At 52.9% G+C, this 25,800-nt stretch carries 40 protein-coding genes and 1 pseudogene; 2 read left to right on the top strand and 39 right to left on the bottom strand.

All coding sequences use genetic code 11. The annotated features are described in order from the left end of the window. From QUE34_RS10300 to QUE34_RS10140, 35 genes are all read right to left on the bottom strand, one after another. Positions 1-342, bottom strand: coding sequence for an HI1506-related protein (locus QUE34_RS10300; protein WP_001402713.1), 342 nt, complete (start codon positions 340-342; stop codon positions 1-3). 3 nt (positions 343-345) lie between these two features. After that, a complete protein-coding gene (locus QUE34_RS10295; RefSeq protein WP_286338958.1) occupies positions 346-1,254 on the bottom strand; it encodes a Mu-like prophage major head subunit gpT family protein in 909 nt (302 codons plus the stop codon). Positions 1,255-1,264: 10 nt separating this feature from the next. Continuing rightward, positions 1,265-1,660, bottom strand: coding sequence for a hypothetical protein (locus QUE34_RS10290; protein WP_042966128.1), 396 nt, complete (start codon positions 1,658-1,660; stop codon positions 1,265-1,267). Further along, positions 1,661-2,776 carry a phage protease gene (locus QUE34_RS10285; protein WP_047088860.1) on the bottom strand — a complete coding sequence of 372 codons (1,116 nt, stop codon included), beginning with the start codon at positions 2,774-2,776 and terminating at the stop codon, positions 1,661-1,663. Between the two features lie 209 nt (positions 2,777-2,985). Continuing rightward, on the bottom strand, positions 2,986-3,537 hold the full coding sequence (locus QUE34_RS10280; protein WP_050937630.1) for a phage virion morphogenesis protein: 552 nt from the start codon (positions 3,535-3,537) through the stop codon (positions 2,986-2,988). Next, positions 3,534-4,700, bottom strand: coding sequence for a phage head morphogenesis protein (locus QUE34_RS10275; RefSeq protein WP_042966127.1), 1,167 nt, complete (start codon positions 4,698-4,700; stop codon positions 3,534-3,536). The genes QUE34_RS10280 and QUE34_RS10275 overlap by 4 nt, the downstream gene beginning before the upstream one ends. Further along, on the bottom strand, positions 4,687-6,282 hold the full coding sequence (locus QUE34_RS10270; RefSeq protein ID WP_047088854.1) for a DUF935 domain-containing protein: 1,596 nt from the start codon (positions 6,280-6,282) through the stop codon (positions 4,687-4,689). The genes QUE34_RS10275 and QUE34_RS10270 overlap by 14 nt, the downstream gene beginning before the upstream one ends. Positions 6,283-6,285: 3 nt before the next feature. Continuing rightward, the gene (gene terL, locus QUE34_RS10265) at positions 6,286-7,926 is read right to left on the bottom strand and encodes a phage terminase large subunit (protein ID WP_047088853.1); all 1,641 of its coding nucleotides are present in this window, start codon (positions 7,924-7,926) and stop codon (positions 6,286-6,288) included. A gap of 1 nt (position 7,927) precedes the next feature. Beyond that, complete coding sequence (locus QUE34_RS10260; protein ID WP_042966124.1) at positions 7,928-8,668, bottom strand: DNA-methyltransferase; 741 nt, start codon at positions 8,666-8,668, stop codon at positions 7,928-7,930. Between the two features lie 46 nt (positions 8,669-8,714). Then, positions 8,715-9,215, bottom strand: a complete 501-nt coding sequence (locus QUE34_RS10255) for a DUF1804 family protein (RefSeq protein WP_000312574.1) — start codon at positions 9,213-9,215, stop codon at positions 8,715-8,717. After that, positions 9,215-9,367, bottom strand: a complete 153-nt coding sequence (locus QUE34_RS10250) for a hypothetical protein (RefSeq protein WP_162838175.1) — start codon at positions 9,365-9,367, stop codon at positions 9,215-9,217. The genes QUE34_RS10255 and QUE34_RS10250 overlap by 1 nt, the downstream gene beginning before the upstream one ends. Further along, complete coding sequence (locus QUE34_RS28595; RefSeq protein WP_157839881.1) at positions 9,354-9,503, bottom strand: SPASM domain-containing protein; 150 nt, start codon at positions 9,501-9,503, stop codon at positions 9,354-9,356. Before QUE34_RS28595 ends, QUE34_RS10250 begins: the two co-directional genes overlap by 14 nt. Next, entirely contained in the window at positions 9,442-9,624 is a 183-nt protein-coding gene (locus QUE34_RS10245; RefSeq protein ID WP_042966123.1) for a hypothetical protein, read from the bottom strand. Before QUE34_RS10245 ends, QUE34_RS28595 begins: the two co-directional genes overlap by 62 nt. 13 nt (positions 9,625-9,637) lie before the next feature. Then, positions 9,638-10,015 carry a M15 family metallopeptidase gene (locus tag QUE34_RS10240; protein WP_042966122.1) on the bottom strand — a complete coding sequence of 126 codons (378 nt, stop codon included), beginning with the start codon at positions 10,013-10,015 and terminating at the stop codon, positions 9,638-9,640. A gap of 2 nt (positions 10,016-10,017) precedes the next feature. Then, positions 10,018-10,296 carry a phage holin family protein gene (locus QUE34_RS10235; RefSeq protein ID WP_000445984.1) on the bottom strand — a complete coding sequence of 93 codons (279 nt, stop codon included), beginning with the start codon at positions 10,294-10,296 and terminating at the stop codon, positions 10,018-10,020. Then, complete coding sequence (locus QUE34_RS10230) at positions 10,286-10,678, bottom strand: phage holin family protein (protein WP_001372993.1); 393 nt, start codon at positions 10,676-10,678, stop codon at positions 10,286-10,288. Before QUE34_RS10230 ends, QUE34_RS10235 begins: the two co-directional genes overlap by 11 nt. 183 nt (positions 10,679-10,861) lie before the next feature. Continuing rightward, entirely contained in the window at positions 10,862-11,140 is a 279-nt protein-coding gene (locus QUE34_RS10225; protein ID WP_042971158.1) for a hypothetical protein, read from the bottom strand. Positions 11,141-11,165: 25 nt separating this feature from the next. Next, a complete protein-coding gene (locus QUE34_RS10220; protein ID WP_047087262.1) occupies positions 11,166-11,633 on the bottom strand; it encodes a Mor transcription activator family protein in 468 nt (155 codons plus the stop codon). A gap of 94 nt (positions 11,634-11,727) precedes the next feature. Further along, complete coding sequence (locus QUE34_RS10215) at positions 11,728-12,207, bottom strand: hypothetical protein (protein WP_042970930.1); 480 nt, start codon at positions 12,205-12,207, stop codon at positions 11,728-11,730. Continuing rightward, positions 12,204-12,602, bottom strand: coding sequence for a gp16 family protein (locus tag QUE34_RS10210; protein WP_047087260.1), 399 nt, complete (start codon positions 12,600-12,602; stop codon positions 12,204-12,206). The genes QUE34_RS10215 and QUE34_RS10210 overlap by 4 nt, the downstream gene beginning before the upstream one ends. After that, positions 12,574-12,888, bottom strand: coding sequence for a hypothetical protein (locus QUE34_RS10205; protein ID WP_042966117.1), 315 nt, complete (start codon positions 12,886-12,888; stop codon positions 12,574-12,576). The genes QUE34_RS10210 and QUE34_RS10205 overlap by 29 nt, the downstream gene beginning before the upstream one ends. A 31-nt stretch (positions 12,889-12,919) precedes the next feature. Then, the gene (locus QUE34_RS28435; RefSeq protein ID WP_071940939.1) at positions 12,920-13,102 is read right to left on the bottom strand and encodes a hypothetical protein; all 183 of its coding nucleotides are present in this window, start codon (positions 13,100-13,102) and stop codon (positions 12,920-12,922) included. Positions 13,103-13,106: 4 nt separating this feature from the next. Beyond that, the gene (locus tag QUE34_RS10200; RefSeq protein WP_042970913.1) at positions 13,107-13,415 is read right to left on the bottom strand and encodes a hypothetical protein; all 309 of its coding nucleotides are present in this window, start codon (positions 13,413-13,415) and stop codon (positions 13,107-13,109) included. After that, a complete protein-coding gene (locus QUE34_RS10195; protein WP_042970909.1) occupies positions 13,412-13,702 on the bottom strand; it encodes a DUF4752 family protein in 291 nt (96 codons plus the stop codon). The genes QUE34_RS10200 and QUE34_RS10195 overlap by 4 nt, the downstream gene beginning before the upstream one ends. Continuing rightward, positions 13,692-13,922, bottom strand: coding sequence for a hypothetical protein (locus tag QUE34_RS10190; protein WP_042966114.1), 231 nt, complete (start codon positions 13,920-13,922; stop codon positions 13,692-13,694). The genes QUE34_RS10195 and QUE34_RS10190 overlap by 11 nt, the downstream gene beginning before the upstream one ends. After that, on the bottom strand, positions 13,919-14,146 hold the full coding sequence (locus QUE34_RS10185; RefSeq protein ID WP_047087259.1) for a hypothetical protein: 228 nt from the start codon (positions 14,144-14,146) through the stop codon (positions 13,919-13,921). Before QUE34_RS10185 ends, QUE34_RS10190 begins: the two co-directional genes overlap by 4 nt. Further along, a complete protein-coding gene (locus tag QUE34_RS10180) occupies positions 14,136-14,864 on the bottom strand; it encodes a DUF2786 domain-containing protein (RefSeq protein WP_047087257.1) in 729 nt (242 codons plus the stop codon). Before QUE34_RS10180 ends, QUE34_RS10185 begins: the two co-directional genes overlap by 11 nt. 80 nt (positions 14,865-14,944) lie before the next feature. After that, the gene (locus tag QUE34_RS10175; RefSeq protein ID WP_047087255.1) at positions 14,945-15,136 is read right to left on the bottom strand and encodes a hypothetical protein; all 192 of its coding nucleotides are present in this window, start codon (positions 15,134-15,136) and stop codon (positions 14,945-14,947) included. Continuing rightward, complete coding sequence (locus QUE34_RS10170) at positions 15,117-15,350, bottom strand: ANR family transcriptional regulator (protein ID WP_012904653.1); 234 nt, start codon at positions 15,348-15,350, stop codon at positions 15,117-15,119. Before QUE34_RS10170 ends, QUE34_RS10175 begins: the two co-directional genes overlap by 20 nt. Before the next feature lies 1 nt (position 15,351). Then, positions 15,352-15,996 (bottom strand): DUF3164 family protein, encoded by a 645-nt coding sequence (locus QUE34_RS10165; RefSeq protein ID WP_047088852.1) that lies wholly within the window; start codon positions 15,994-15,996, stop codon positions 15,352-15,354. Between the two features lie 29 nt (positions 15,997-16,025). Beyond that, positions 16,026-16,241, bottom strand: coding sequence for a hypothetical protein (locus QUE34_RS10160; protein WP_047088851.1), 216 nt, complete (start codon positions 16,239-16,241; stop codon positions 16,026-16,028). Between the two features lie 12 nt (positions 16,242-16,253). After that, positions 16,254-16,478: a hypothetical protein gene (locus QUE34_RS10155; protein WP_000361028.1), complete on the bottom strand. Its 225-nt coding sequence runs from the start codon at positions 16,476-16,478 to the stop codon at positions 16,254-16,256. A gap of 14 nt (positions 16,479-16,492) precedes the next feature. Continuing rightward, positions 16,493-17,386 (bottom strand): AAA family ATPase, encoded by an 894-nt coding sequence (locus QUE34_RS10150; protein WP_047088850.1) that lies wholly within the window; start codon positions 17,384-17,386, stop codon positions 16,493-16,495. An 18-nt stretch (positions 17,387-17,404) separates the two neighbouring features. Beyond that, a complete protein-coding gene (locus QUE34_RS10145) occupies positions 17,405-19,447 on the bottom strand; it encodes a Mu transposase C-terminal domain-containing protein (RefSeq protein ID WP_047088849.1) in 2,043 nt (680 codons plus the stop codon). Beyond that, positions 19,447-19,683 (bottom strand): helix-turn-helix domain-containing protein, encoded by a 237-nt coding sequence (locus tag QUE34_RS10140; protein ID WP_000989761.1) that lies wholly within the window; start codon positions 19,681-19,683, stop codon positions 19,447-19,449. Before QUE34_RS10140 ends, QUE34_RS10145 begins: the two co-directional genes overlap by 1 nt. 168 nt (positions 19,684-19,851) lie before the next feature. On the opposite strand from QUE34_RS10140, the gene QUE34_RS10135 reads away from it, so the two are divergent. Further along, on the top strand, positions 19,852-20,499 hold the full coding sequence (locus QUE34_RS10135; protein WP_047088848.1) for a helix-turn-helix domain-containing protein: 648 nt from the start codon (positions 19,852-19,854) through the stop codon (positions 20,497-20,499). A gap of 313 nt (positions 20,500-20,812) precedes the next feature. Then, a pseudogene (pdxY, locus tag QUE34_RS10130) lies at positions 20,813-21,601 on the top strand (pyridoxal kinase PdxY); the annotation flags it as partial. Positions 21,602-21,644: 43 nt separating this feature from the next. On the opposite strand, the gene gstA reads toward pdxY, so the two are convergent. From gstA to rsxE, 4 genes are all read right to left on the bottom strand, one after another. Beyond that, positions 21,645-22,250 (bottom strand): glutathione transferase GstA, encoded by a 606-nt coding sequence (gene gstA, locus QUE34_RS10125; RefSeq protein WP_103253683.1) that lies wholly within the window; start codon positions 22,248-22,250, stop codon positions 21,645-21,647. Positions 22,251-22,355: 105 nt separating this feature from the next. Further along, a complete protein-coding gene (gene dtpA, locus QUE34_RS10120) occupies positions 22,356-23,858 on the bottom strand; it encodes a dipeptide/tripeptide permease DtpA (RefSeq protein WP_000100942.1) in 1,503 nt (500 codons plus the stop codon). A 610-nt stretch (positions 23,859-24,468) separates the two neighbouring features. Beyond that, complete coding sequence (gene nth / locus QUE34_RS10115; protein WP_103253684.1) at positions 24,469-25,104, bottom strand: endonuclease III; 636 nt, start codon at positions 25,102-25,104, stop codon at positions 24,469-24,471. After that, the gene (rsxE, locus tag QUE34_RS10110) at positions 25,104-25,799 is read right to left on the bottom strand and encodes an electron transport complex subunit RsxE (RefSeq protein ID WP_032303119.1); all 696 of its coding nucleotides are present in this window, start codon (positions 25,797-25,799) and stop codon (positions 25,104-25,106) included. Before rsxE ends, nth begins: the two co-directional genes overlap by 1 nt. Position 25,800 lies beyond the last annotated feature (1 nt).

Below are 25,800 nucleotides of genomic sequence, written 5' to 3'. Positions count from 1 at the left end.
TTACTTCTCCTTTTTGTCCGCTTTTTGTGTTTTCTGTGCGGCGTTCAGCTGTGCGGTCAGTTCACTGACTTTCTGGCGTTCTTCTTCCAGTTGCGCCGTCAGTTCGCTGACTTTCTGACGCTCGGCATCCAGCTGTGCGGCCAGCTCATCACCCCGGGCCGCGTCGTTCTGGCCGGACGCTTTATCGCGCTCCACCACAATCAGCATGGGGTCAGCCTTCAGCACCGCCAGCTGTTCCGGGGTGAACGCATCCGCAGGCCATTCCTTCGTGGTTGCGCTGTGTGCCACACCGCAGCGGCGAAAACCCTCACGGCGGGCGGTAATTTCAATCACCTTTTCCATGCATTACTCCGTCGTACCATCAGAACCAAATGCCATCTGCCAGAAGCCGTAACCGCCGTTACAGCGCGCTTCGGCACCAAACAGGAACTTCTTACGCTTGAACACGTTGTCGCTGTTGTAGTCCGTCTGCTCCACAAAAACAGGCTTTTTACGCAGCTGATAAATCAGCGGTTTCACCGGTTTGGTGGTGTCAAACAGGAACCACGCAGAATCCGACGCCAGCTCCGGCATCACCAGCACTTCGGCGGTATTGCGGTACGGGTTCGGCGTACCGTCCGGGAACTTCTCGGCGGTCATCAGGTAGTTCGCGTCATCTTCCAGTGCCGGTGGCACAGCCAGCAGATTCGGGCGAATTTTAAGGGATGCGCCTTCGTCATCTTTCAGGCTGCGCATGGATGTACGGGCGGCACCGTAGGAGGCTTTCGCCTCGGCAAGCGAGCCAACTTTGAGTTTTTTGGTGCCTTTGTTGGACACCGATTTACCGGCGACCAGGTGGTCGGTATCAAAGAACGGCTGGCCGTCGTAACAGGGATTGGTAAAACCGTTACTGATAAGGGACGCCACAATATCTGCTGGTAGCTCTGCCGCCGACTGTCCGGCCCCTTTCGCCTGAAGGGCATAGCCCATAATCTGGTCGTCCTCGATGTCGTTACGATCGACTTCAACCGTGGCTTCCCAGTCCTTGTTACGGATGGTGTAGTTAAATGCCGCCAGTGATTTAACGACCTTGTCACCAATCCACTCGCGCATTTTCGGGAAACGACTTAACCAGCTGTAGTCGTTCTCCTTGCCGTTTGATGGCACTTCCATTGCCACCTTCTGCCAGTCAGTTGGTGACTGGTCGAAGGCTTTCTGGAAGGTGGCCTTCAGATTGATAAAAATCTGTTTGACGTTTTTAACGTTGACTATCACGTTTTGCTCCTTAACTGAAATGAACCCAGACGCCATCGTCACCGATGCCGATTATTTTCCCGGCGACAGGGCGGGCGCTGCTGTTGTCGGTTTTTGCCACGGTCACGCTGTCTTCCACGTAGCACACCTTGCCGACCTGCGATTGCGTGACCGGGTCTGAGGTGCTGTTCGCCATCAGAAAGGCTTTGCCGCAACGCACCAGAACGGTGGCGTCGCCATCGCTGCCGGTGCTGTTATCCACCCAGCCATCAGACACGCCCAGCGTAATCTGTGAGGCCGTGGCACTGGCCGGAACGGCATAACCGGATGCGTTAACGGCCACCATATGGCCGCCAAAAATTTCGGTCGCAGCGGCAACCGGCACCGGGTTCAGCTCGCCGTCACGATAGGGGGTATTGCGATCCATTTACTTGTCTCCTGCGTAACGGGCGACATCCTCTGGATCAACGCCCATCATTGAACAAATGGCGATATCGACATCGATGTCATCACCGGTTTTAATCTGCGCCGGGGCAGGCGACGGCGTTTGGGGTGGTTTACCGCCGGTCTGGGTCTGACTGAGTGCAACAAGTTTTGGTGCGTTATCCAGCCAGGACTTAAAGCCGTTGATATCGCGGCTGGCGTAATCTTTCGCCCAGTCTTCCTGCGCCGGAAGCAGTCGCCCGTCAGACAGCGCCGCCTGAATCAGTGCCCCGGCTTCGGCCTCACCGGACTGTTGCGCCAGTGCGGCATAACGCCCCTGAAGTTCTTCAAAGGCCGCAAGGGAAATGTGTTTTGACGGGTCATAGGCACTGGCTGACAGGCTGGCGATTTGCTCGTCTTTCTGATTCAGCAGGGCCAGCAGGCTGACGGATGCCGCCGCCGTTCCCTGACCGTTCGAAATCATGTCAACGACCTTTTGCAGCTCGTTTTTGATATCTTCCGCCGTTGAGGTAACCGGGAGGTTAAGCATCCAGCGCAGACTGGACAGCAAGTCGTTTAACAGTTCTTCATCCACCGTTGTGTTCTCCGTTTCAGTTGACAGACTCGCCAGACGGCTGGCCGCAGCCAGCATGACCGCGTCCATACCGTCGAGCGCCGGGGTATTGGTCAGCGCAGCATGTAACAGCTCCAGCACTTCGCCGCGCTTGTTGTAGGCAAAAACAGGGGAAATAAATTTGTACTCACCGGCGGCAATCATGGCCACCGCGTTATCCGTCCACTCCACACCGGTGGCATACAGGCCCGCGCCTTCTCGCCATTCCACCTGGCTGAACCAGCCCGCCGCCGGGGCGGGCTTGCCGTTGTTTACGGCGCGCAGCGTCTGATGTTCGTAATCAATGACAAAAGGCGTGGTACGGGCGGCCACCTGCGCGACAAGCTGCGCGGCCAGTTCAGCGGTCAGCACCCATTTACCGCTTTCGACTTCATCGGTATGTGGGCGACCATCCACCGCGCTGAACTCGCCCGCCGGAAACAGCTGGATTTCGCTGTGGGTTGCTTTAGTAATTTCGAGGCTTAACGCCGCAATGTTCAGTTTCATACGCGGCATGATGACGGAAGGGGAACACGGGGTACTGTGGAGGGTGTTCAGCACCCAGCCATAACGCGAAAGGATAAAAGGGGAAATAAAACCGTTTTTAAAACCCTTTTAAAAACGATTCTGACAGCATTTACGGGGTGCGGTGCTGTAATGCCTCATCCGTGAGGCGTTTATGTTGCCACAGACGATTACAGCGCGTTTGTGGTCATTCAGTCAATCACACGCGCAAAATAGCGGTTTGCGGTGTTCTCCAGCTCGTCGATGTCGTCCTGTACAAGCTGAAGGAAGGGGCGCGCGGGCATGTTGACCGTATACGCTCCGACCGTTGCGCTCTGCACAAAATTACTGTTGCGCTTTTTCACAAAGCGGGTGCTGACGCTGCCGTTTTTGTACTGTTTAAAATACAGGTTCTGCGTCCGTGCCTGATGGCGGATTTCGCCGCCTTCGTTGTGGATACGGGCATAACGGACGTTTGTCCCGACCGTGGCCTCGTTATTGTTAACCGCAGAGCGGATACTGGCAGCCAGTCGCCCGGATTTCTGAAGGATTTGCCCGGGGCCGCGCCGTTTCGCATAAGCCGGACTCCAGCCCATCCATTTCGGGCGCCCCTGTTGTTCAAAGTTAGTTTCAACCGCATCCAGCATGGAACCCGCAAGTGCCGTCATCAGATCGCGCCGGTCCTTCACGGAACGAATCAGTTTCCCCAGCGTGGTGTTATACGCGCTTAAATCAATCTTAATATCCAGTTTACCGTTGCTCATGATGCCTCCGGGGTATCCTGCATAACCCAGTCTGTCAGCACGTCATCCTCAACCGTCGCCACTGACCAGCGGTCGCCCGACTGTAACGCATACCGCCACGCGTTGCCGTCCTGCGTGACATGCTCCGCCCGTTCGATGGTCTGCTGCATCAGCACATAGTCGGCGGCGGCCGGGGGCGTGTCTGTTGCACTGAGGCGCTTCATAACGTCAGCCGTAAGGTTTACCGTCTGCCGTGCAGCGCCCGTGGCGGCGACCTGTTCCGGTGAACGGATGGCCAGCGGATATCGCTGGCGCGCATCCAGTTCGCTGACGTTCGCCAGTCCCCGGGCAAAATCCGGCCCGGTCAGAGTGCCGGTGACATACTGGCGGGCACTGCGGTAATCATATTTCTCCAGTTCCGGCTGCCATGCCACCCGACCGGGATTAAATCCGAAGCCCGGGTCGGCGGTATACACGGAGCCGTCCGGCATCTTCAGTCCCATTGTTCTGATGGTCAGGCCCGGCTGGCCATATTCCTGCTCAACCTCAACCAGTCGCCCCTCGCTGCTCTGCACCGTCAGGCCATATTTCTCCACATCAGACGCCGAACGCGCCCGGATACGGCAGCGGCATCCGTACCCGTCAGGGGCGTAGAAATACTCCCAGACCGGGTCATCCGCCCGGGCGGTAAAGCCGTTCAGGGCGGCGTGTTTCGGGCGTGTGTGAAGGTCCATCACCGCCACGCGCTCAAAATAAGGCCGGTCGGCCACGTTCGCCATCTGTTGCTGATAACGTCCGGCGTTGTAGGACGACTGAATGTTGGTATCAAATATCGTGCGCAACCGGCGCGGCGTCAGCTGTCTGCCGTGCAGTTCGCCGGTGTCCTCGTCCACAATCAGTTTTTTACCCAGCCAGCCTTTTTTCTCCAGCAGTGGCTCCAGTTGTGCAGCAAACTCCCGGAACGTCCCGCCGTCAGCCAGTGCGGCCGTCAGGCCATCACGGATATCCTTCAGCACATCCAGTTTCAGCACGCCCGCCACCGTGAACGCCCGGGCGTTGGCGATATCCTTCACATCGTGCCAGCGGAAGCCGATAACGTATCCCTTACTTTCGAAATACTTAATCGCTTCTTCCGGTTTCAGTGTGTACGCATACCCCAGGTCAACATCGTCAGCTGTCGGCATTCAGTCGCCCCCAGATATCCGCCACAAAGAATGCCTGCGCCAGCAACTGCCGCAGTGTGTCATCCGGCAGCTCCGTCCATGCATCCGCCAGTACGTTCATGACCTCGTCTGCATTCCGGCCTTCCTGTATGGCCTGCACCAGCGGGGCCACCAGTTCGTTCATTCCCTGCGCGATGGCCTCTGCCGGAAGTGCTGCCCGGTCGATGGCGCGCTGTGCCGGGTCGTCCTCCCCGTTGTCCTGCTGACTGAGTGCGGCAACATTCATCCGCTCACGCAGCTGGCTGAGACCGGCCTGCACAGGGAGACGCTGTGCCACCGGAACCAGTACCTCTTCGCCGTCTTTCGGGGTGGGGATACCGGTTTTTTTGCGCACCCACGACACCGGGATATCCTTCATTCCCACATTGTTGACCAGCACACTGACGGCTTCCGCCACCCCCTTAATGTCGGCTTCCTGCTGCACATCAAACACCAGACGCGGCAGACGGCGTGGCGGGATATCCTGCCAGCCGTTGAGGCTGGCCATCATCTGTATCAGGCTGCTGAACATGCCGGACAGCTGGCGCGCATCGGCGGCCAGAATGTCGTGCCGGACCTCGTTATGCACATTACCCAGCGCGTTGGTGGAGGTTTTACCGTCAGCCTGGCTGGTCAGCGTACTGCCCAGAATCACTTTTGAGGTGGTACGCTCCGCCCATTCCACCATCGACATGAACGCCTCCGGCCCACCGGACGCGGCTTCCTTGAACTCGATTTCGTTACCCTGCGGCAGGGCTGCCACCGCTTCATGGCCCAGATTAACCAGGGCTTCGAGAATGTTGTCCCGGTCTTCGTCACTGGTGCCCTGTGCATAGTACGCAATGCGCGCCGGAAGGCCGTAAATCTCCAGAAATTCCGCCATATCACGCAACGCAAAGTTTTTAAACAGATACGGCCAGACCAGTACGCGGAACAGGCCGGATGAACCCAGGAACCCCGACCGGGCGTTGTAACGATGAACCAGCCAGCCGAACGGCCACAGTGCGGAGCCGTCCTTACCATCTTCCCCACGGTTGCCGTCATCAAGGCGGAGTTCGTCATTGTGTTCCGGCAGGGTAATAAACCAGTTATGCGGGCGCAGCGTCACCGCATCCGGTAACCACGTTTTATCCACGAACGCCCAGCTGATTTCCTGACAGCTGAAGCCGTAACCGACACTACTCATCCCGTTGAGGATGATGTCCTCCATGTCCGGGATACCGTGCAGCCATTCATCCACGGCGGCGGCCAGCTCCTTTTCTGCCTTCGAGGCATTGCGGGGCGGCTCCACCGACCAGTCCAGCGTCAGCAAGGCTTTTTTGCGCTTTTCCATCTCTGCGAACAGATGGCCATCACGTTCTTCCATATCCGCAAACAGCATCGCCTGCGCCGGAAGATAGCCGCGTTCGGCAGCTTCCAGAATGCGCGGCAGTTTTCTGATATTCAGACCACGGGACGGGTGGTCGGGATAAATGCGCAGCCGTTCTGCCACTCTGACCGACTGCGTGGTTTTGAGTGCCTCACGTTTCAGCGGGCGTCCGTAAATATCAACAAGCTGTGCCATTAATTACCATCCTCCTGAACCAAAACGCCCGCCACGGTCACGCCCGGTGCTGCGTGGGGTGTGTATCTGAAATTTTGCGCTGCGCGACACTGCCAGCGTCCACAGCATGTGCAGACAGTCCGGGCCGTCATCATGGTCGGCTTTGGGGTAGTGGCGCAGCTGGTCAATCAGAGTCTGATGTGCGGGACTGATGCGAATCAGGCCGTTGGCCATATGCGGCTGAAGGGACTCAATACGCAGCGCCTTATCCTCCAGAGGGATGACCGGCAGCGCCGGAACCGGTACGCCCAGCGCCGCCGAACGCTCAACCAGCACGGTACGCAGAAACTCCTGAAACTGAACGGACTCAAACGACCAGCACAGACAGTGGTATTCCCGCTGATACTTGATCACGTCTTCGATAAGTTTATTTGGCAGACGTCGGCGGATATCGGCTTCAACCACATCCAGAATGCCGGTAAAGCGGTTAAAGCCCCCCACGAGAATGGCCGACGGGTCGCGGTTTTTGTTTTTCTTCCCGAGACTGGGGTCAACAGCGCCGTAGAACACCCATTCATCAAGACGGTTAACCCAGAACTTAATGCAGCCCGCAAACAGCGCATCTTCACCGCTGACCGGGTCGTTCTGGTATTCAGAATCAAAGGTGTCGTGACCGTCACGGACACGGATTTTCATCAGTGCCAGCAGGGGACGCGCCGCCCATGACACCACCGACCCGGCGAGCATCTCGGCTTCGTTCTGCCGGTAAAGTGCCTCCGCCGCTTCCGGCTGTTTGTTGCGGATGAGTTCTTCCCACTCGTCCCACAACTTCATATTGGCAGGCCACTGAATGACGGCCTTAAAACGGGCCGTTTTCCACATCGGGTTATTCAGCGTGCGCGACAGTACGGAGTCGTAATGCAGGATGGTTCCGATATAAATAATATCGGTTTTACCGCCAGCCTCACCCAGTGGCATCACGGTTTTGGTGAGCCAGTCATGCAGCTTGTCGCGCTGCTCCGGGTTACGCACCATCTCGTCGTTCTCGATATCGTCGAGGATAACCAGGTCAGGACGGTACGGGCCGTGGCGCAGACCACGCAGCTTTTTACCACTACCGGCAACGGTCACCTTGATATTGTTGGCTGTGACGATGGTCCCCATACGCCAGACGCGACCCTGCCCGCACACCTCCGGGAAATCGTTTTTTAAACGGGGGTTAAACTCCAGTTCAGCCTTGATGGCTTCCAGCATCGGATAAGCCTGGTCGATACTGTCCATAATGATGACCGGATAATGTTTAATGGCCCGGATAATGGTCCACAGGGTAAACAGCTGAGTCACCAGCGTGGATTTTGCTTCACCACGGGGCGCGGCGATGGCGTCGTTCTCCGGGTCCGGGCTTGCCACAACCTGTGGCAGACGGCTGAACAGGTATTTATGCAGCTCACTTTTTGCCGGGTTGCGGACGTAGTGCGGGAAATAGTTTTCGACAAAATAATCGTAGCCCGTCACCGGGTCGCAGACTGCCGCCCGGCGGGCCTGTGTGGCCTGCGGGTTAACATCAAACCCCAGACATTCAGCCTCAATGGTCTGGCGGAGGTTGGCGATGTACTCCTGTAAGCTTCTCTGAAACTCTTTAATGGAAAGTTTACGTTTTGCCACGTCACACCTGCGCTGCTTCTGCCTGCGCTTTTTCGATACGTGCGCAGGCGATATCAAAATACTGGTTAGTCATTTCAATGCCGGTAAACCGTCCGCCACGGGCAAGTACAGGGATGGCGGTGGTGCCGCTTCCCATAAACGGATCGAGGACGTGCGCATCCGGTGCCAGCGGTTTAACCAGCTCGGCCATCAGCTGAACTGGCTTTGCGGTCATGTGCAGTTTTTCAGACGGGACAACACGCTGCGTAATCACACCAGGGAACGGGCCACCGTGCGGGCATTTGTCGAGTTTTCCGTTGCTGCCCCAGACCACATACTCGGCCTGATGCCGGAAATAGCCGGTGTGTGGCGCACGGGAAGCCTGCGTTTTATCCCAGACAACCAGACCACGCCACAGCACACCACCGGCCTGAAATGCATCGGTAAGCGCCGGTAGTTGTCGCCAGTCACTGAACACCATGAAATAACCGCCGGGATTCAGCCTGTGCAATGCATGAGAAATCCACATGGAACACCAGAACGCCCAGCTGCGCTGGTCGCGGTTATCGCCGGTGAACTCGGCATACCGGGTGTGACCGACATACTTGTCCGAAGGGGCTATGCTGCGGTCTGATTTATGTGTGCCACCACTGCTGTAAGGCGGGTCGGTAATGACGGCATCAAAACGTTCGGATAACGCTGGCAGCACATCAAGAACATCACCGCAATACAACGTTGCGTTACCAATAATCTGTTTTTGCATTACAAATCCCGAATATCAGACGGCCCGGAAAACCGGGCCGCTGTGGTTAACTGAAATTATCCTCAAGCTCTTTAGCGAAGCCTTCGAGCACCTCAAGGAACGCGGCATACTGTGCCGGGTGACGCTCCTTGATGAACGCGCCGAGCCGCTGCACCACTTCCAGTGCCGTGGCGAGCCGGTCGGTTTCCGGCAGGATTTTTTTACTGCTGGCCACCGCCTTACTGAGACTGTCAGACAGACTCGCCAGCAGTTCGACGGACTCCTGCGGCGGGATGTCCGGGTTCTGGTTCAGCCGTTCAAGCGTCGTCTGACACTTCACCACCAGACTGATAAGCACGGTGCGGGCGACACTTTCCAGCCCGTCACCGGCGAGCGCGTGAGCGGCCCGCAGCTTGTCCCAGTCGTCACCGTTCTTCATCGCCTGCGTTTTCCAGCGCCGCGCGGTATCGTGCGGCACGGCGTACTTCATGGCGACGATATCCAGCGGAAGCTGGTCAAAGATGTACCCGTTACGGACTTTGTCCCTGATATCCTGTGACCACGCCATTAAGTGTCCTTCTGAGCCTGTTCAATCCTGCGCTGAACTTCGTCGGGATTTTCAAGAACGAACACGTTTTTCCCGGTATCCAGTTCAATGACAGTGCCATCATGTGTACCGTGCTGACGGTAAAAATGGGTGATGCGTTCAGCGAGCACCATGACAGCGCCTGCACCTCCTGAACCTGTGTATTCTGTAAATCTGATAACGCTCACTGTGCCAGACCTTCAAAAAATCAGTTCTGCGAACACTGCCGGATACCGTCGATAATCCGGCAGACCTGTGCCGCCGCGTCAAACAGCTGGCCCGCTCTGTTAATGTCAGTGCATCCCACCGGAAGCAACATCACCAGAAACAGGGCCAGAACACAGCGCACGGCTTTACGTGGCGTTCTGTGGGGCCAGTGACTTCTGTTCATAATCCCTCCCGCATCAGCGTTTTAACTGGAAATGAGGCCCGTCTTTCAGCGTTTTCCAGTCTCCGCCCCATTCGATGGCGACACCCAGCTCTGCGGCAGCCTGTTTAAAGGCTCGGGCGATTTTTTCGTATAACGGCCAGTCCCATGAAATGGTGCCACCAACGTAAGCCACGACATCAACAGCATCGCCAGTAAGGTGACGGCTGTTCATGGTCTGGCTCTTGCCTTCAGCGACAAGTTGTTTCTGACGTTCTTTCGTGCGTAAACCTTCGGTAATACCAAAATCGACGTCCGACAACGCCAGCGCACGGCGTACAACCGCCACCAGTTGTGGTTTTACACCAGCCAGATTTTTCTCGCTACGTTGACTGAAACGGAATTTTTCCGACATATTCACCTCCGCAGTAACGAAAGGATTTTTGACAAATTCCCGTGCGCCCACACGATAAGCGCACAGAACACCAGATTCAGCGCCACAACCAGCCAGCTGGAGTGTGTGTATGTACCTGACAGCCAGCGGAACGGGATGATGATGTAGCCGAGCATCAGCCAGTACGCCAGCCAGGTAATCATCGGTTTATGCGCCGCACCGTGACGGCGATACACAAACAACCCCAGCACAATGGCGAGACACAGCCAGACATTCACGATACCGGCAAGGCTACTTTCCATTTCCACCCCCTCCGCCGCGCAGTCTGGAAAACAGGCCGAACAGCGATGAAATTTCCTGTTGATAAAGAAAGGTCAGTATCTTGATGGATAACGCCGAGACACCGACCGCACACAATGCATCGAGCGGCTTGTCGTTGTAGTGGGTCAGCCACTGCATCAGTGACGCAGCCACGCCAGCCCCCAGAACGCCAACCACAAACGCGACGAGCAGGTGGATGGCCATTCGCCACACCGGGATTTCTTTCTGTTGCGTGACAACAAAAAGCGCCCCGGCAAACGCGCCCACCACGACGCCAAAATCGGTATTGGTGAGAAGACCAAACACACTGGCACCACCGATGGTGACTGCCACAGCTCCGCCGCCTGATAAGGGTTCAGACATGAGTTTCTCCTGTAAATCTGAGCCACTGACGGCCCGTAAATAACACCCGGTCAAAGGCACAGAATGACTTTTGCCGGGCGCTATCCCTTAAGGTGCCTTGTGGTCTGAGTGGAGAGGGTAAACGGTCTGGTGTGGTGGGTACTGCTGGGGGAGTTCAGCACCCCGCCGCGGCGGGGTGCTAAATCAGAAGCGGGAAAGAGAATCCGGCGTAATAAGAGGTTTATTACAAAGCGGAGCAGAGGCGTTCGCCTTTTCCATCGCTGCGCGCATCTCGTTTTCGCTGGCGATGATGTCAGCAATGGCACACTGCAACGCTTCTTCCTGAACAACCATATCCGGTTGTTCGGCCATTCGGTTTAGCTGGCTGGCCAGATTTTTCATATAAGCGAAGCGGCGTCCGGCAGCATCCCGGGCCTGCTCTGAGTAGGCCGTATACTCGCCTGGTGCCGTATAGTTGGTCATAAGTGTCTCCTTTTTCTGAGGCCTGTTAATCAAAAAGCCCCACCTGGGTGGGGCTTTTCAGCGAAGTCTGTTTTTGTCGTCGGTGTATCAGTTGCCATGCGTACCGGTCTGAAATCCCGTAACGGGGACAGAGTAGTGCCAGCGCCTGCCGGTGTGAGCATCCGTCTTTTACATGCTGCTGTAAATCAGCCATAAAACGGGTGTTACGCAGGGCACGTAACGCATGATCGCAACGAGGAATGTAAAACGGTGCACCGCCAAGAAAGCGGATCAATTTGTTGATTTCGTCTTCGGTCAGCACGTCATGTAACAGGGCATGGACACCGCCGGTGCGTCCGGCGTGTGCGCCGGTTTTACCGCTTAACGTCACGCCACCAAAAGAACGGATTAACCGGGTCAGGGCGGGGAAGCCAATCACGCTAATCAGTTGCTGTACGGAATCGGGCAGCAGTACCTGCGCATCGCGAAGATCTGTTTCACTGAAGGTCTGCATGATGGCGTCTCCGGTAGTAACTTACTGTTATTATAGCCATACATGATCGCCTGTACAGTTCATAAAAAACCTCCGCGTTTGCGGAGGTTCCTGTTTATTCATCCCAGACATTAACAATGGCAAGGTCTTTTCTGGCCTCTATACGTTCTTTACCAAAGACGAATTGATCAAAGCAATCCATGCGATCCTGTATAAACAAACTTCTGGAACGCTCGAGAAACTGTTTGTTGTTGCCGAGGACGTTAGACCAGTAATCCTGTAGTTGAATCCCCATATTTACACAGGAACTATAAACAGGATCGAAGCCATTACCGCCAATTTTCTCTATTTGTTTATCGAATTCCTTCAGGCCTGTTATGACCTTACGCCATTTTTCAGGGTTACCGTTATTATATTCTGATGCAGCGTCTGGCATGTCATAATAGAGTTTCAGGCTTTCCCTCAGAAGTTGCTCAACCTGTGGTTTCATATCCTGATAACGTTTCAGTTCCTTTTGCGCCTGTTCCTCTGTCTGAGCCAACGCAGAACAAGAGAAAATAACCCCTACTAAACAAAACAACCATTTTTTCATCATTGATTTCTCCTTCTTGAATCTTTAACCAGCGCCACCATTACCCCAAAAAGCTGTTCATCCGTCAGCCATTCGATCACATGTTGCTTATACATGTGAGATGCCAGCCCTTCTGCATATGCCCAGGAACGACCGGCATCAGCCAGCAACGCTTCAATTTTGGATAATACTGATTTTCTGCTCATTGCAACACGGGGGCGGCGACCTTTACCGGCGGGTGCTTTGCGCGGAAATCCCTGTTCGTGCATGTATTCCCGGATGATGCGCAGTTCATCGAGGTTGCAGCGTGTGGTGCTGGTTTTACCGGTCAGGCGGGCCAGCGTCTGGCGATAAAGGACATCATCCCACCCCAGATACGCCTGACCGGCTTTAATGGCTCCGATCATCTTTTTCAGCATGTTTGTTATCCTCAAAACGCACGGTAAAACGTGAAACGCCAATCCCTGACAGGAACGCGGCGGCACGGTCAAGAGACAGCCACGTCTTGTAATCGCCACGGCGTTCCTGTAGAAAATAAGACACACCAGCGCGGCGATTCACAGCGAAGAGGTGATACACACCACCGAACCTCTGCACGACGAACTCATCCACGCCACCGCTTTCAGCCTGCTGCCGGAAGGCTGCCATTCCGATTTGTTCAATCTTCATAATGACCAAAACATCGCTTTTGGCAGACCAAAACATATATTTTGGTCTGCTATTGGTTATTATTTAATTACTTTGCGTTAGTGTGATTCTTCCAGCGGTTTTGCGCCGCGCTGGGCTTTTTGCAACAACTGTGCCCCATCACACCACGACACCCCGTCAACCTCACTCGTCTGTTACTAATCCTCAACCATCGCCAGACCCCAACACCGTTTCTGCGAGCTAACAGAATTTTTGCCTTACGGTTTTTCATCTGATTATTCCCCTGAAACCAGTTCTGAATAAATGACTGTTGTTGCAATACGCTCCCGTAATTGCTGCGTTCCGTGGTATTTGATTGCCACATCTCGTAACTGATTAACCAGCTCTCTGACCTGATGCTCCTTTACTCTCAGCGTCACTGGAATGATTCCAGCACTCCGGCGTTCCTGAAGTTCAACCAGGGACTGCCGTAAAAGCATCCACCACTCTCTGTCTACAATCGGTCCGCGCATATCAAGCATTTTGTCAGCATCGGCAATCAGTCTGGTCAGGCTCTTATCGCTTATTCTGGTTTGCTGGTTCACTGCGCCGCCTCCTGTTCATTTTTTTCACTCCGGTATACCAAAATCACGACATCTCCCTGGGTAATTACGCGTGCCGGGTCTCCCTGTTGCATACGGTCAATATCAAAAGCGTCATTAAACGCATTTAGTGCCTTCACGCGCTTGTCTTTGCGGCAACGTTTTTCACATTGCTTAAAGAACGAAGAAATCAACCACCTGAATGACATAAAAGTGATATAGCCATAACCGATAAGCGCCAGACCTGTATTCATGGCTACATCGATCGTTATCGTTTTATCAATGACCATTGCAAGCCTCCTGTTTTGCCACTTTAAACGCCCGTAACATCGGGACCGTTTTACCGGTGATGACGGTTTTCATTAAAAGGCCACCGCCACTCTGGTGGCGCACTTCAGGAGCCACAAACAACGCCGCATCCACAACCCGGCAATAGCGACGGAACTCCCAGAACCAGCAGGTAACAATGATTTTTGAGGTGACTCCGTAGTCATAAAATTCAATATTCATTTGCAGTTAAACCTTCTTTTGTGACGTTCTACAGCGGCTTTCATGGCGTTGTGCACGGTTCTTTTAATAATCCGGCGTCCCGCACTGTCATAGAACCGCCACCGGGAAGCCCCCGGATATTTGGGAAACTCAACCGCCGCGCTGCCGTCATTCATCCTGTATTCGTGGCGTTCTTCTGGCGGCTGGTATATTGCTTCGGTAACACTGAGAAGTTTAAAAGCCATCGTTATCCCCTCCCAGCGCCAGCGGCCTGTTGCTCTGACCATTAACCCCCTGATGCAACCTGGCATTTTTCCCGGCGATAAAACCAGCAGTAGCGGCAAACTCTGCACCCCGACACGCTTTAGCTGTGCGCATATCCCCGTCGCGCCGCACTTTAGTCCTGTGCAGGTTTTCTCTGTAAAGCTCAAGGCGGCTTTTTTCTTCCGGGGAGACGTCATACACCGCAATGACATCACGGGCACCAAAGACCCAGCCTTCGCAGAACTGGTCGCCACGGGCCACCCGCGTGGATGGTTTGCAACGCTTACAGTGTTTATCCTGATATTGATTACGCTCTGCCATCATCTGACGGGAAAGCACATCAAACGCGTAGGCCGCAATTTCCGGGCGGCTGTCAGGACCATAAAAACGAACGTAACGTTTGAGTGAACCAGAAGCCCGGTATTCACCGGAGATGTAACACTCGACACCGAAGGCTTTACATACCAGGTCACACAGGATGTGCATATAACGCGGCGGTGTACTGGCATCACTCGGCGCACCCGCGCTGGCAGCTTCCTGAATGTCGAACAATTCCGCGTCGTTTTCGCTGATACCATGCTGGCGCATATAAGCCTGGGCTTTTGCAATAGCGTTAGCGGCTTCTTCCGGGCTTGATGTTCCTCTGGCAAGGCGTAACAGTTTTTTAATTCTGGCGATATATTTGCTTTTATTTTCCATAATGAATCCCTCAGATTCAGGCGTAAGCCAGCCCCGGCGGGTTTACGCCTGTTTTAAATAACAATTAAAAACGAATTAAATTAATGCGCTGCTTTCAGTGTTTCGACTTTTACGAAATAAGGCTCGACATTAATTTCAACCACACAACCACATTTAAAATCTCTGGCCGGTGCAACGGTTTTCACCACCCGGCCACCGCGCAACGCCGGATGTGCCGTGTGCATGAAGCGAGTCCCTGGCGGATACTGCTTATTAAAGTTCTTCGCATTCATGGCGTGGCCTCCATCCCTTCAGGTGAGCGTTAGCGCAGAACTCCGCACGATGTTCAGCCCAGATGCGGCGCAGGGTGCTACACGGGCTTTGCGCTGCCTTACGCCACAACTTTTCAGCCTCGGCATAATCGCCGCGTTGTTCTGCTCTGGACGCGCCCAGCGAATACGCCGCGCAACTATTTCCGGCTCTGTACTCTTTGATATCCTGATGCATGTTAAACCCCTGCAATATCAAGCGGGATTGCGCGGTATTCGTCGGAATCACCGACGCGCTCATACACGCGGATATAGCTTTTGCTGCCAACCACCTGGACGGCTTCACCAATCAGTTTCATGGCGTTATCCCAGCGCTCCTCCGTAATATCGAGACGACGCAGAGCCAGAACGCGCCCGGTGTTGATGTTGCCTTCCTTGTCCGTGCTGAATGCTTCGCTGATGATGGCTTTTATTTCAGGACGTGCACCTTCCGTCCAGTCAGCCAGGCAATCATCAATCAGCGACTTCGCGGTCTGAATGCGTTCATCAAACGCGATACGGTCCTGCATGGCGCGCTGAATCTTGTAACGCCCGTCAAAGCTGTAAAGCGTGATATTCCCTTTTTTACCGCCTTTCACAGCGCCGTATTTCTCCGCCGACAGGTCAATAAACGCCTGAATATCACCAAACGCACGCAGTTTCAGTTCACGCAGTGAGGCGGAGGCAGCAATCACCATCTCCACAAGCTCACCGACCAGCTGCTCACGGTCGCGGTCAATATCTTTGATAAGACTTTCAGGTGTCATTACGCCACGGGCATCCACCCAGTAACCTTCAGGCGCTTCAGTTTTCGTGTATTGCTTAACTTTATTTTCAGTCGTCATAATTAAATTACCTCAGTGATATTTACAAATTAATGTGTGTTTTGCGCGCAGGGTTCCACGCCAACAGAAAATAAATCAACGCCGTTAAATTCTTTATTAAGAGTTTGATTCATTACCTCCCATAACCGTTGTCTTACTCCGACCTCTTCATCCGTAAATCCTTTTTTATCAACAGCCCCCATGCTCCTGACACGAAGCGTACCGTTTTCATCGGTATAGATAATTACTTCTAACTTGACCGCCATTCTGATTTCCTCTTATTGCCATACGACGGTGCAGCCGTCGATACAGGACGTTTTAACCACGCGGCGCAGGCCGCTGAATGTCTGGATGATTTCCGTTACCGGCCATACAGGACCACCCACGGGCGGGCAGGCATAAACCACAGGTAAACGGTGATGTTGTCCCGTTACACGACCACCAGTGGTGTGGATGGCCACACGGGCACGGGAACGGACGGCGTTAATGGTCTGCTTGTCCATCGTCTTGTTCTCCATCAGTGAATTAACATTTCTGCGAATTTATCAATGGCCTGCACACTGACCGGCGCATCGCTGATATCACAAATCCGGTACACACCACGCGCCAGCTTGAACAGACGGCGGGCATTACCCAGCGAACGTGTATAAAGCGCCTCGCTGATTTCCGGCTCTGCTGCTTCCGGCATCAACCCGGTAGCTATCTGGTTAAAATCTTCCTGCGACAACGTATCGCCCAGGTTAAGCGCCAGCGCCACGCGGCTGTATAACTGGGCGAACTCACCACGACGCCCCTTGAGGTTAATCAGAAGGCGAGGCATACCCGCCAGAACAACCCCGATACCCGCTTTGTCATGCAGACGGCGCAGAACCTCCAGTGCGCGATAGGGGAGCAGTTCAGCCTCGTCCACCATCAGCAGACGACCGGAATCACGCAGTTCTCGCACACATGCATCAATCAGTTCGTGGATATTGCCGCGAACTTTTACCCCCAGCTGGCGGCACAGCTCCTCAAGCAGTGTTCTGGCTGTATAGCCCGGGTCGGCTTCAATCAGGACCGCATCCCGGTTTCTGGCGGCGTATTCACGCAGAATCATTGTTTTGCCAAGACCTGCTGCGCCATACAGCACACAGATTTCACATTCCAGGTGAGCGTAGGCCAGCACCTCCAGTCCTTTGGCAGCCATACCGGTGGTCACAAACTTTGCTTTAATACGGCGGCTGTTTTCTTTTTCCCGCTCACGGGTCACAAAGGCAGAAATGCGTTCTTCAATATCAGACATATCGCCCTGATATTTACCCTGCAAATACTGGCTGATAACGGCGCTGCTACGACCAATAGCACGGGCGACGTGGGTCTGCGTATAGCCGCGACGGGCCATTACGTCATTTAATTGCGTAATTAAACTCATAATTAAATACCTTTTAAATTAACGGTTGTTTGTGCCGTTTTTCTTTAAATTGCGTTCGCGTTCAGATGCGAATAAATAAAGTTCTTCTTTTTCCTTTTTCTCCGGGCGCTCCAGACCAAATCCAAAATTAAAGTCAGGTTTCTGCGTAATAGCCGGAGTAAGCTCGCGTTTAGCCTCTTCGATTTTCTGCGCGGCCCGTGCAATGCGGCCTCTGGTGCGTTTCTCCTGCTGTTGTTCGATAACAGCTTTAGGGAACGCATCAACCTTGTTACCGTTCCAGATGGCATCGCAGATATAAGAACCGTCCATCCGCCTGACAATCACGCTGTTTGCGTCGTGAATGTCGTAACAAACCCTGACTTCATTTCCGTGCTCTGCTGCCAGTTCTGTGGAGAAATAGATGTTTCTGAATAACACCACTTCACCGCGTCGCACTGTGCAGATGCTTTCCGGTCGGAACATTTCGTGAAGTTCTTCCGGCGACAGCATGTCGATTTCAGCTTTCTGCTCTTTTATCAGTTTCCGGCGATACGCTGCCGGGCTGTAATGTTCGCCATCCTCTTTGCGGGGAAGGCTGCTGTGTGGGCGGTTGTTATACCGTTTTACCTCCAGCTCTATTGCGGCCATCAATTGCTCAAAGGTGGGGACTTCTCCCATTGCTTTAACCTGCCGCTTTGTCAGCTCCTTCCCTTTGTGGGTGGCCTTAATGGCTGACTGTGTGATGCGTTGCTGCATCATCACCGTTTCCTTGTCTGCATTTTTTGAGCAGTACGTCTGGAAACTCAGAGCCACATCTTTGGGTATTCCTTTGTTTGCCCGTTCTATTACCCCGCGCCCCTGCGGGTTACCTGGTATCCCCGTGTGATGTTCCACACCCAGCCGGGGCAAAATCCCGGTAATATCGGCATCAAGCACCCGGTTTTTTTCACCGCCCCCGTTATCGGAGTAATAAATCAGCGGTATTCCGTGTTGTGACATGCCATGACGCAATGCATCAGCAACGGCCACCACGTTCTCCGACAGGGACAGCGACCAGCCCACAATAAAGCGTTGTCCTGCATCCATAACCAGCGTCACTTCTGGCCGGAATGTATTCCCGGTGGCAGGGCTGAATGCCATCAGTTTCATACAGTGACCATCCCCGACCCATACCGCATTAACCGGTAATGTGCTCCAGTCGCGTCGCACAAAGGGATTGAGCGAACGCCAGGCTGAACCGGTGGAGCGGAAACGCTCCTTAACAATCACCGGGACACTGCTTAATACCCGTCTTACTGCGTGAACGGAAGGCAGTGCCGCCAGCATTCCCGCATCGTTCGCGTGCTTCTCATGCCACCAGGCTGAAAACTCGCGATACGCATATTCAACGGTCGGGCGCTTCCATGAGCGATAGAACATAAAGAAATCGCTCAACCACCAGACCTGCTCCCACGGTGTTCCCTTATGATGACCGGGAGCCAGTAACGCCAGTAACTGATTGGCATCACCGCGCGCCATCACCCAGCTGGAGTACCAGCTATCCAGGCTGCCGGTGCTGACACCGGTTCGCTTTCCCTGACGTGCATTTGCAGTATTCGCTGCTTCGATAATGCGGTCAGGCAACGCCCCCATGCGCACACCATCAACGATGTGCTTTAACGCGGCCTTCCTGGTCATTCCGGCGTATTCACGCAGTTTATGCACTTCAGTAGCCAGCAATATCCGCGCATCAGCAATGGCCTTTTGCTTGTCGGTCAGTGCCTGGACTTCGCGTAATGCCAGTTCCGGGCATTTGACCATCACTTCCAGTTCATCGCGAACGGCGACGTTTTTAACTGCCTTCTGCTCAACCACGGCGGGCAGTTGTGCATCTTCCAGAACCTGATGGGTCAGGCGCTTACGTAAAACTTTCTGCGCTTCAGCGGGCAGGCAGTCGATGTGATACTCGAATGCTTTGGTGCCTTCGCGCTTGCGCTTCCATTCCGGGTGCGTATCTGTGATCCGATTGAGCGTCCAGCGCACCCCCTGAACTGTACCGGGCAAACCAGGAAGACCGGCCAGCTCATTGGCTGAATAAAACATTACGCCGCCTTACTGGCATACCGGCTTGGCCAGATCTCCGCAGGTTCCACACCAATAGCATCGGCTATGATGCGTTCATATTTAGGGCATGAGCGATACAGTGCATTTTTTAAAGAGTCTTTTTTTAGACCAGCGCGTTCAGAAAGTTCACGCAATGTAAAACCTTTGGTGTGCACAGCGGCAACGATGTACTCGCGGTGCCAGTCTTTGTTCATTACTTCATTTCTAACCATCATTAGGTTACCCTTAAAAGTTATCCGTGCGGATAACACCGCCGTGTTATCCCTTCGGATATAAGTATTGATCCATAAATAGAAAATTACAAGCTTTCTTTTCTTGCTTTGGTGAAAAGAAAGTCTTTTTGTAGAAATGTGTTGTAAATCAATAGATTGAGAGGAAAGAAAGTGAGTAAACAAACCGCCGATGATTTTTCCTTTTCTCAGAATAGAAAAGAAAGCATTCAGGACAGAATCAAGCAACTGGTTGGCACTAGGAGTCTGCGTAAAGCCACCTCAGACTGGGGGTTGCCGTACTCGACCATAAATAACTACTTTGAGAAAGGCACCACTCCCGGCCTAAATGTGGTCGCTACGATAGCAAAATTAGAGAATGTATCACTGGAATGGCTGGTCTACGGTGAGGGCGATCGTGATCCAATAATAGAAAAAAAGGTGCCTACAGAAGACGTTAACCGCCCAAACACAAGTATTGTCGATGAAATACTAAGGCGAGCTACTCCAGAAGATAGAGAGCGTCTTATTGATATGCTGTGTTGTATTGGCATCAAAGGAGTCCTTGAACGCCTACAGCAACCCACCAGGCAAACCAAGCAAGCCGATAGCGAACTTGAGGAACAAAGGAAGGCCATTCAAAGCCTGAACATCAGGCAATCGCTTAAAGACGCTGTTTGCATGGCATTAGCTGGCGATGAGGAAAATGACAAAGAGATTTTGCGCCGCGCCAAAGCTATTTTCTGTGCTGGAACACCAGGTGATCGCGTTCCCGTCACACCGGAGCAAGAAACTAAGCCTGTAAACAAGAAATCAGCATAAGCGCCTCGTTTTGGCGGGGCGTGTGCTGTTAGCTAATCAGCAATAACCACAACAAAACCGAACACACAGATGAGAACAAATTGAGGAAAACGGGTAAGGATAAAACACTTTTTTAAAAGCATTTAAAACCCGTTAAGTTTGTAGCAGAACCAGATCAAAAGCGCCCAGAAAAAAGCGCAAAAAAAAGCGTTTTTGGTCATTTCTCACAAATCCGCCCAGAATCACACTAAATCACCACACCCCGCGCCACACAAGGCTTGCTGGTTCTACCAGGCTGCACTAAGTCCGCCCAGAATTGATCACTACCCCACAGATGCGCCGCCTGGGCGCGAACGTCTGGCCGTTGAACACCGTTCAATTTTCTAATCACACTCAATACGGCAAATGGACTGGCTGCGTGATGCCGCCCAGCCATTTAACCGAAATTGTGCAAGGCATTGCCGCCATTGATAAATTACACACCTGTGATGCCGTATTAAGTGGCTATCTGGGTTCGGCGGAGCAGGGTGAACATATCCTCGGTATCGTTCGTCAGGTGAAAGCAGCGAATCCGCAGGCGAAATATTTTTGCGATCCGGTAATGGGTCATCCGGAAAAAGGCTGTATCGTTGCACCGGGTGTCGCAGAGTTTCATGTGCGTCACGGTTTGCCTGCCAGCGATATCATTGCGCCGAATCTGGTTGAGCTGGAGATACTCTGTGAGCATCCGGTAAATAACGTCGAAGAAGCGGTTCTGGCAGCGCGTGAACTCATTGCGCAAGGGCCACAAATTGTGTTGGTTAAACACCTGGCGCGGGCTGGCTACAGCCGTGACCGTTTTGAAATGCTGCTGGTTACCGCTGATGAAGCCTGGCATATCAGCCGTCCGCTGGTGGATTTTGGTATGCGCCAACCGGTAGGTGTCGGTGATGTGACGAGCGGTTTACTGCTGGTGAAACTGCTTCAGGGGGCAACGCTGCAGGAGGCCCTGGAACATGTGACCGCTGCAGTATACGAAATCATGGTGACCACCAAAGCAATGCAGGAATATGAGCTGCAAGTGGTTGCTGCTCAGGATCGTATTGCCAAACCAGAACATTATTTCAGCGCAACAAAGCTCTGAAATATCTCATTTCGGCCCACAACAACCTGTGGGCCGATAGCTATTACTTTAAGCCTTCCGCTGACAGCGCGTCTTGTACTTCCGGACGTTCAGCCATACGTTGCATAAATGCCGCGATGTGCTCTAACCCTTCCAGATTCAGTTTCACCGCGTATGCCCAGCGCAGAACCGTAAACAGATAGGCATCAGCAATTGTAAATCGTTGCCCGCAGATCCAGTGCTCATCCTTCAGTGCATCGTTCACATATTGCAGCTTCTTCTCCAGCTGCGCGCGAACTGTCGGTTTGTACTCTTCCGGTGTATCAGGGCGAAACAGAGGCGTGAAACCTTTATGCAGCTCGGTGGCGATGTAATTCAGCCATTCGATGGTTTTATAGCGGGAAATACTGTTTACCGGTGCCAGCAACTGGCGGTCGGGGACGCTGTCGGCAAGATACTGCATAATTGCTACGCCTTCCGTCAGCAAAGTACCATCGTCCATCAGCAATGCAGGCACCTGTCCCTTAGGGTTAACTGCAAAGTAATCGTCACCGTTTTCGAGACGTTTTTTCATTAAATCCACACTGACGAGCGTAAAATCCTTTCCGCTCTCACGCAGGGTGATATGGGAAGCGAGAGAGCAGGCGCCCGGTTTGTAGAACAATTTCATCGGTAACTCCTTTTGTCTGTGGTTTAAAGTATGGTAGTGCGTTGCTGAACAAAAAAAAAGCCGCTAACGAAAAGTTAGCGGCTTGTAAAAGAGTTTCCCTGAATTTTACGCTACAGCAGCTTTCGCCGCTTTGTCTGCAGCGTCATCCTGCGTCATGCGGTGCAGTTTCGGCGCGGTCAGCAGCATCAGTACCGCAATAACGGCAGTAGCGACACCAATCTGCAAGAATACGCGACCATAGACTTCCAGTGACATCAGCGGATCGGTAACGTTATCCGGCACAGCCATCATACCCGCAACATAACCACCAATCAGGTTTGCACCAGCAGTGGTCAGGAACCAGCTGCCCATAATGAAGCCCATCAGACGCTGCGGAACGAGTTGTGCAACCATTGCCAGACCCAGACCAGAGATCATCAGTTCCCCGATACTCTGCAGGCCATAGCTTGCGACCAGCCAGCTTACAGACACGATACCTGCGTCAGACGCGAATTTTGCACCCAGCGGCAGAATCAGGAACGCACCAGAACACATCACCATACCGATTGCAAACTTAGTTGGCATCGGCAGGGTATCGCCCATCTTGTTATAGATAGCGGCCAGAATCGGGCTACCAATGATGATCCAGAACGGGTTCAGTGCCTGATACTGCTCAGGTTCTACGGCCAGGCCCAGAATGGTGTGTTCAACGTTACGAATCGCAAAGAAGTTCAGTGACGTTGGCATCTGGCTGTACAGCACGAAGAAGATAATGGCTTCGAGCATCAGGATGAAGGCAACGATCATTTTACGACGCGCAGCACCTTTCATCGCGAAGGCTTCTTTACCGAAGATAACCACGATACCAAAGGCAACAACGCCCAGCGCCATACGCGCAACTTCCTGATTGTGCAGCAGCCAGGTGGCGATAGCGATCAGCGCCACAACACCAATAATGGTCAGCAGCAGGTTACGGTAGTTGATAGGCTCGAAGTCTGGTTTTGAACCGTACTGTTTAACCCAGCGTTGGCAGAAGGCGAAGTTAACGATAGTGATCAGCAGACCGACTACGCTCAACGCAAACGCAACACTCCAGCCGTATTTCGCGGCCAGCCACGGGGTGGCGATCATAGAGAAGAAAGAGCCGATGTTGACGGACATGTAGTACATGGTGAATGCACCGTCCAGACGCGGGTCGTTTTTCTCATAGCATGTAGAAAGCAGAGAAGACGGGTTAGCTTTAAACAGGCCGTTACCGACCGCAATAGCCGCCATACCCATATAAACGATACCGGCGTCGTGACCAGACCAGGCAACCAGAGCATAACCAATCGCCAGCACAATAGCGCCAAGCATAATTACGCGTTTAGTACCCAGTACTTTGTCACCTAACCAGCCGCCGATAGCGACCAGACCATAAACCAGGGCACTAAAGGAAGAGAAAAGGGTGATTGAATCCGCTTCAGACATACCCAGTTGTTTAACCAGGTAAACAGCCATAATTCCTTGTAGGCCGTAATAACCAAAACGTTCCCATAACTCAATCGAGAAGATGAGATAGAACGCCTTCGGTTGTTTGAAAGCGTTCAAACTGACGCTTTCAGTTGGTTTTTGGTTTGCAGTGGACACTTTTACCTCTTTTTTTACATCCCATATTAACGGGGGTGCTTTCTCGCGTTATGCCTAAAAAACATACGCGCAATTGTTATAGTGGGAGGGGAAACGGCAGGTAATGTTCACTATCTTGCACTTTCAGACAAGTCCTTTGTAATAATCTGTTACATATAACTGAGGCGGGGAATTCAACCATTCCGGGAAATGTTATCCAGCGTTAAATTTTTCAAAAAACGTAACGGCAGATTTTTTCACTACCCTGAGAGGGGGATGATGGCTTAACGGCGATATGTTCTGCTATTTGGCGTTTTTCCTAGTGAGATAGTCCAGTTTCTGAAAAATAGCCAGTGTAATGTTTTGTAGGTCAATATTTGTTGCGTGTGTAAATTTAAATGATTTTAACCTAGTTCTTGCAATGTTTTTACATTGCCACAGCATCGTGATCTTGATCACGAATGAATAGAAAATTTCGCTATTAAAAAAACAATTAACCTGCATTTTTGGTTATCCGCAAACGGATTACCTGATGATAACGCTAAGCAATGGCATCATTGACGTTAAAAAGATGTTTTAAAAGAGGATAAAGAAAGGTTATCAATGGGGTAATCGGTGTTACCCCTTTTCTTCAGATGTCAACTTTCTCTTTGTATTCACAAAGATCTTCAATAATACAAGAGCCACAGCGAGGCTTGCGGGCAATACAGGTATAACGCCCGTGCAGGATCAACCAATGGTGGCAGTCGACTTTAAACTCTGCCGGAACCACTTTCAGTAGCTTTTCTTCTACCTGTTCGACGTTTTTCCCCGGCGCAAATTGAGTACGATTACAAACGCGGAAAATGTGCGTGTCGACAGCAATAGTCGGCCAGCCGAATGCGGTGTTTAATACGACGTTGGCTGTTTTACGACCTACACCAGGCAGGGCTTCAAGCGCAGCACGATCTTCAGGCACCTCGCCATTATGCTGTTCCAGTAAGATACGGCAGGTTTTGATGATATTTTCTGCTTTGCTGTTATAAAGGCCAATAGTTTTGATATAGTTTTTCACCCCTTCGACGCCCAGCTCAAGCATCGCTGCAGGCGTATTCGCTACCGGGTAAAGTTTTGCCGTCGCCTTATTAACGCTGACATCGGTGGCCTGAGCGGAAAGCAGCACGGCAATCAGCAATTCAAAAGGCGAACTGAAATTAAGCTCAGTAGTGGGATGAGGATTGTTCTCACGCAGGCGGGTGAGGATCTCCAGGCGTTTTGCTTTGTTCATCAGACATTCCCTGTTTCACCGTTTGGCAATGCACCTTCGGCAGCTGCTTCAGCACGGCGCTTTTTCATTCTTTCATCAATCAGGTATTTTCCTGCCAGCATCAGTCCCAGGCCAATAAATGCACCTGGTGGCAGCATTGCCAGCAGGAAAGGGGAGTCGGTGTGGAAAATCTCCACGCGTAATACTTTGGCCCAGCTACCTAACAGCGCATCTGCACCGTCAAACAACGTGCCATTGCCGATAATTTCGCGTAGTGAACCCAGCACGAACATGGCGCAGGTTGCGCCCATACCAATTGAAAAGCCGTCCAGTGCCGAAAGCGCCGGACCTTTTTTTGCGGCGAAGGCTTCAGCGCGGCCCACAACGATACAGTTAGTGACAATCAGCGGAATAAAAATCCCTAACGATTGATACAGACCAAAGGCGTAGGCGTTGATCAGCATCTGTACAGCGCTGACCACCGAGGCGATGATCATCACGTAAATGGGAATGCGGATCTCGGCTGGGGTCCAGTGGCGCAGCGTCGAAATGGTCAGATTGGTCAGCGTCAGCACCAGCGTTGTCGCAAGTCCTAAACCCAGGGCGTTGGTGGCAGTGGACGTGACCGCCAGCAGCGGACAAAGGCCGAGCAACTGGACCAGCGCAGAGTTGTTTTTCCACAACCCCTGAACAATAACGTCTTTAATTTCGCTCACG

The organism is Escherichia sp. KS167_9B, assembly GCF_030295215.1.
GTDB classification, from domain to species: Bacteria; Pseudomonadota; Gammaproteobacteria; order Enterobacterales; family Enterobacteriaceae; genus Escherichia; species Escherichia coli_F.
This window is presented reverse-complemented; position numbering and strand designations above follow the sequence as displayed.

Excerpts from the sequence above, each read along its gene's own strand:
- QUE34_RS10300 (WP_001402713.1), bottom strand. The coding sequence starts at position 342 with ATGGAAAAGGTGATTGAAATTACCGCCCGCCGTGAGGGTTTTCGCCGC.
- QUE34_RS10290 (WP_042966128.1), bottom strand. The coding sequence starts at position 1,660 with ATGGATCGCAATACCCCCTATCGTGACGGCGAGCTGAACCCGGTGCCG.
- QUE34_RS10285 (WP_047088860.1), bottom strand. The coding sequence starts at position 2,776 with ATGAAACTGAACATTGCGGCGTTAAGCCTCGAAATTACTAAAGCAACC.
- QUE34_RS10280 (WP_050937630.1), bottom strand. The coding sequence starts at position 3,537 with ATGAGCAACGGTAAACTGGATATTAAGATTGATTTAAGCGCGTATAAC.
- QUE34_RS10275 (WP_042966127.1), bottom strand. The coding sequence starts at position 4,700 with ATGCCGACAGCTGACGATGTTGACCTGGGGTATGCGTACACACTGAAA.
- QUE34_RS10270 (WP_047088854.1), bottom strand. The coding sequence starts at position 6,282 with ATGGCACAGCTTGTTGATATTTACGGACGCCCGCTGAAACGTGAGGCA.
- QUE34_RS10260 (WP_042966124.1), bottom strand. The coding sequence starts at position 8,668 with ATGCAAAAACAGATTATTGGTAACGCAACGTTGTATTGCGGTGATGTT.
- QUE34_RS10255 (WP_000312574.1), bottom strand. The coding sequence starts at position 9,215 with ATGGCGTGGTCACAGGATATCAGGGACAAAGTCCGTAACGGGTACATC.
- QUE34_RS10250 (WP_162838175.1), bottom strand. The coding sequence starts at position 9,367 with ATGGTGCTCGCTGAACGCATCACCCATTTTTACCGTCAGCACGGTACA.
- QUE34_RS10245 (WP_042966123.1), bottom strand. The coding sequence starts at position 9,624 with ATGAACAGAAGTCACTGGCCCCACAGAACGCCACGTAAAGCCGTGCGC.
- QUE34_RS10240 (WP_042966122.1), bottom strand. The coding sequence starts at position 10,015 with ATGTCGGAAAAATTCCGTTTCAGTCAACGTAGCGAGAAAAATCTGGCT.
- QUE34_RS10235 (WP_000445984.1), bottom strand. The coding sequence starts at position 10,296 with ATGGAAAGTAGCCTTGCCGGTATCGTGAATGTCTGGCTGTGTCTCGCC.
- QUE34_RS10230 (WP_001372993.1), bottom strand. The coding sequence starts at position 10,678 with ATGTCTGAACCCTTATCAGGCGGCGGAGCTGTGGCAGTCACCATCGGT.
- QUE34_RS10225 (WP_042971158.1), bottom strand. The coding sequence starts at position 11,140 with ATGACCAACTATACGGCACCAGGCGAGTATACGGCCTACTCAGAGCAG.
- QUE34_RS10220 (WP_047087262.1), bottom strand. The coding sequence starts at position 11,633 with ATGCAGACCTTCAGTGAAACAGATCTTCGCGATGCGCAGGTACTGCTG.
- QUE34_RS10215 (WP_042970930.1), bottom strand. The coding sequence starts at position 12,207 with ATGATGAAAAAATGGTTGTTTTGTTTAGTAGGGGTTATTTTCTCTTGT.
- QUE34_RS10210 (WP_047087260.1), bottom strand. The coding sequence starts at position 12,602 with ATGCTGAAAAAGATGATCGGAGCCATTAAAGCCGGTCAGGCGTATCTG.
- QUE34_RS10205 (WP_042966117.1), bottom strand. The coding sequence starts at position 12,888 with ATGTTTTGGTCTGCCAAAAGCGATGTTTTGGTCATTATGAAGATTGAA.
- QUE34_RS28435 (WP_071940939.1), bottom strand. The coding sequence starts at position 13,102 with ATGAAAAACCGTAAGGCAAAAATTCTGTTAGCTCGCAGAAACGGTGTT.
- QUE34_RS10195 (WP_042970909.1), bottom strand. The coding sequence starts at position 13,702 with ATGGTCATTGATAAAACGATAACGATCGATGTAGCCATGAATACAGGT.
- QUE34_RS10190 (WP_042966114.1), bottom strand. The coding sequence starts at position 13,922 with ATGAATATTGAATTTTATGACTACGGAGTCACCTCAAAAATCATTGTT.
- QUE34_RS10185 (WP_047087259.1), bottom strand. The coding sequence starts at position 14,146 with ATGGCTTTTAAACTTCTCAGTGTTACCGAAGCAATATACCAGCCGCCA.
- QUE34_RS10180 (WP_047087257.1), bottom strand. The coding sequence starts at position 14,864 with ATGGAAAATAAAAGCAAATATATCGCCAGAATTAAAAAACTGTTACGC.
- QUE34_RS10175 (WP_047087255.1), bottom strand. The coding sequence starts at position 15,136 with ATGAATGCGAAGAACTTTAATAAGCAGTATCCGCCAGGGACTCGCTTC.
- QUE34_RS10170 (WP_012904653.1), bottom strand. The coding sequence starts at position 15,350 with ATGCATCAGGATATCAAAGAGTACAGAGCCGGAAATAGTTGCGCGGCG.
- QUE34_RS10165 (WP_047088852.1), bottom strand. The coding sequence starts at position 15,996 with ATGACGACTGAAAATAAAGTTAAGCAATACACGAAAACTGAAGCGCCT.
- QUE34_RS10160 (WP_047088851.1), bottom strand. The coding sequence starts at position 16,241 with ATGGCGGTCAAGTTAGAAGTAATTATCTATACCGATGAAAACGGTACG.
- QUE34_RS10155 (WP_000361028.1), bottom strand. The coding sequence starts at position 16,478 with ATGGACAAGCAGACCATTAACGCCGTCCGTTCCCGTGCCCGTGTGGCC.
- QUE34_RS10150 (WP_047088850.1), bottom strand. The coding sequence starts at position 17,386 with ATGAGTTTAATTACGCAATTAAATGACGTAATGGCCCGTCGCGGCTAT.
- QUE34_RS10145 (WP_047088849.1), bottom strand. The coding sequence starts at position 19,447 with ATGTTTTATTCAGCCAATGAGCTGGCCGGTCTTCCTGGTTTGCCCGGT.
- QUE34_RS10140 (WP_000989761.1), bottom strand. The coding sequence starts at position 19,683 with ATGATGGTTAGAAATGAAGTAATGAACAAAGACTGGCACCGCGAGTAC.
- gstA (WP_103253683.1), bottom strand. The coding sequence starts at position 22,250 with ATGAAATTGTTCTACAAACCGGGCGCCTGCTCTCTCGCTTCCCATATC.
- nth (WP_103253684.1), bottom strand. The coding sequence starts at position 25,104 with ATGAACAAAGCAAAACGCCTGGAGATCCTCACCCGCCTGCGTGAGAAC.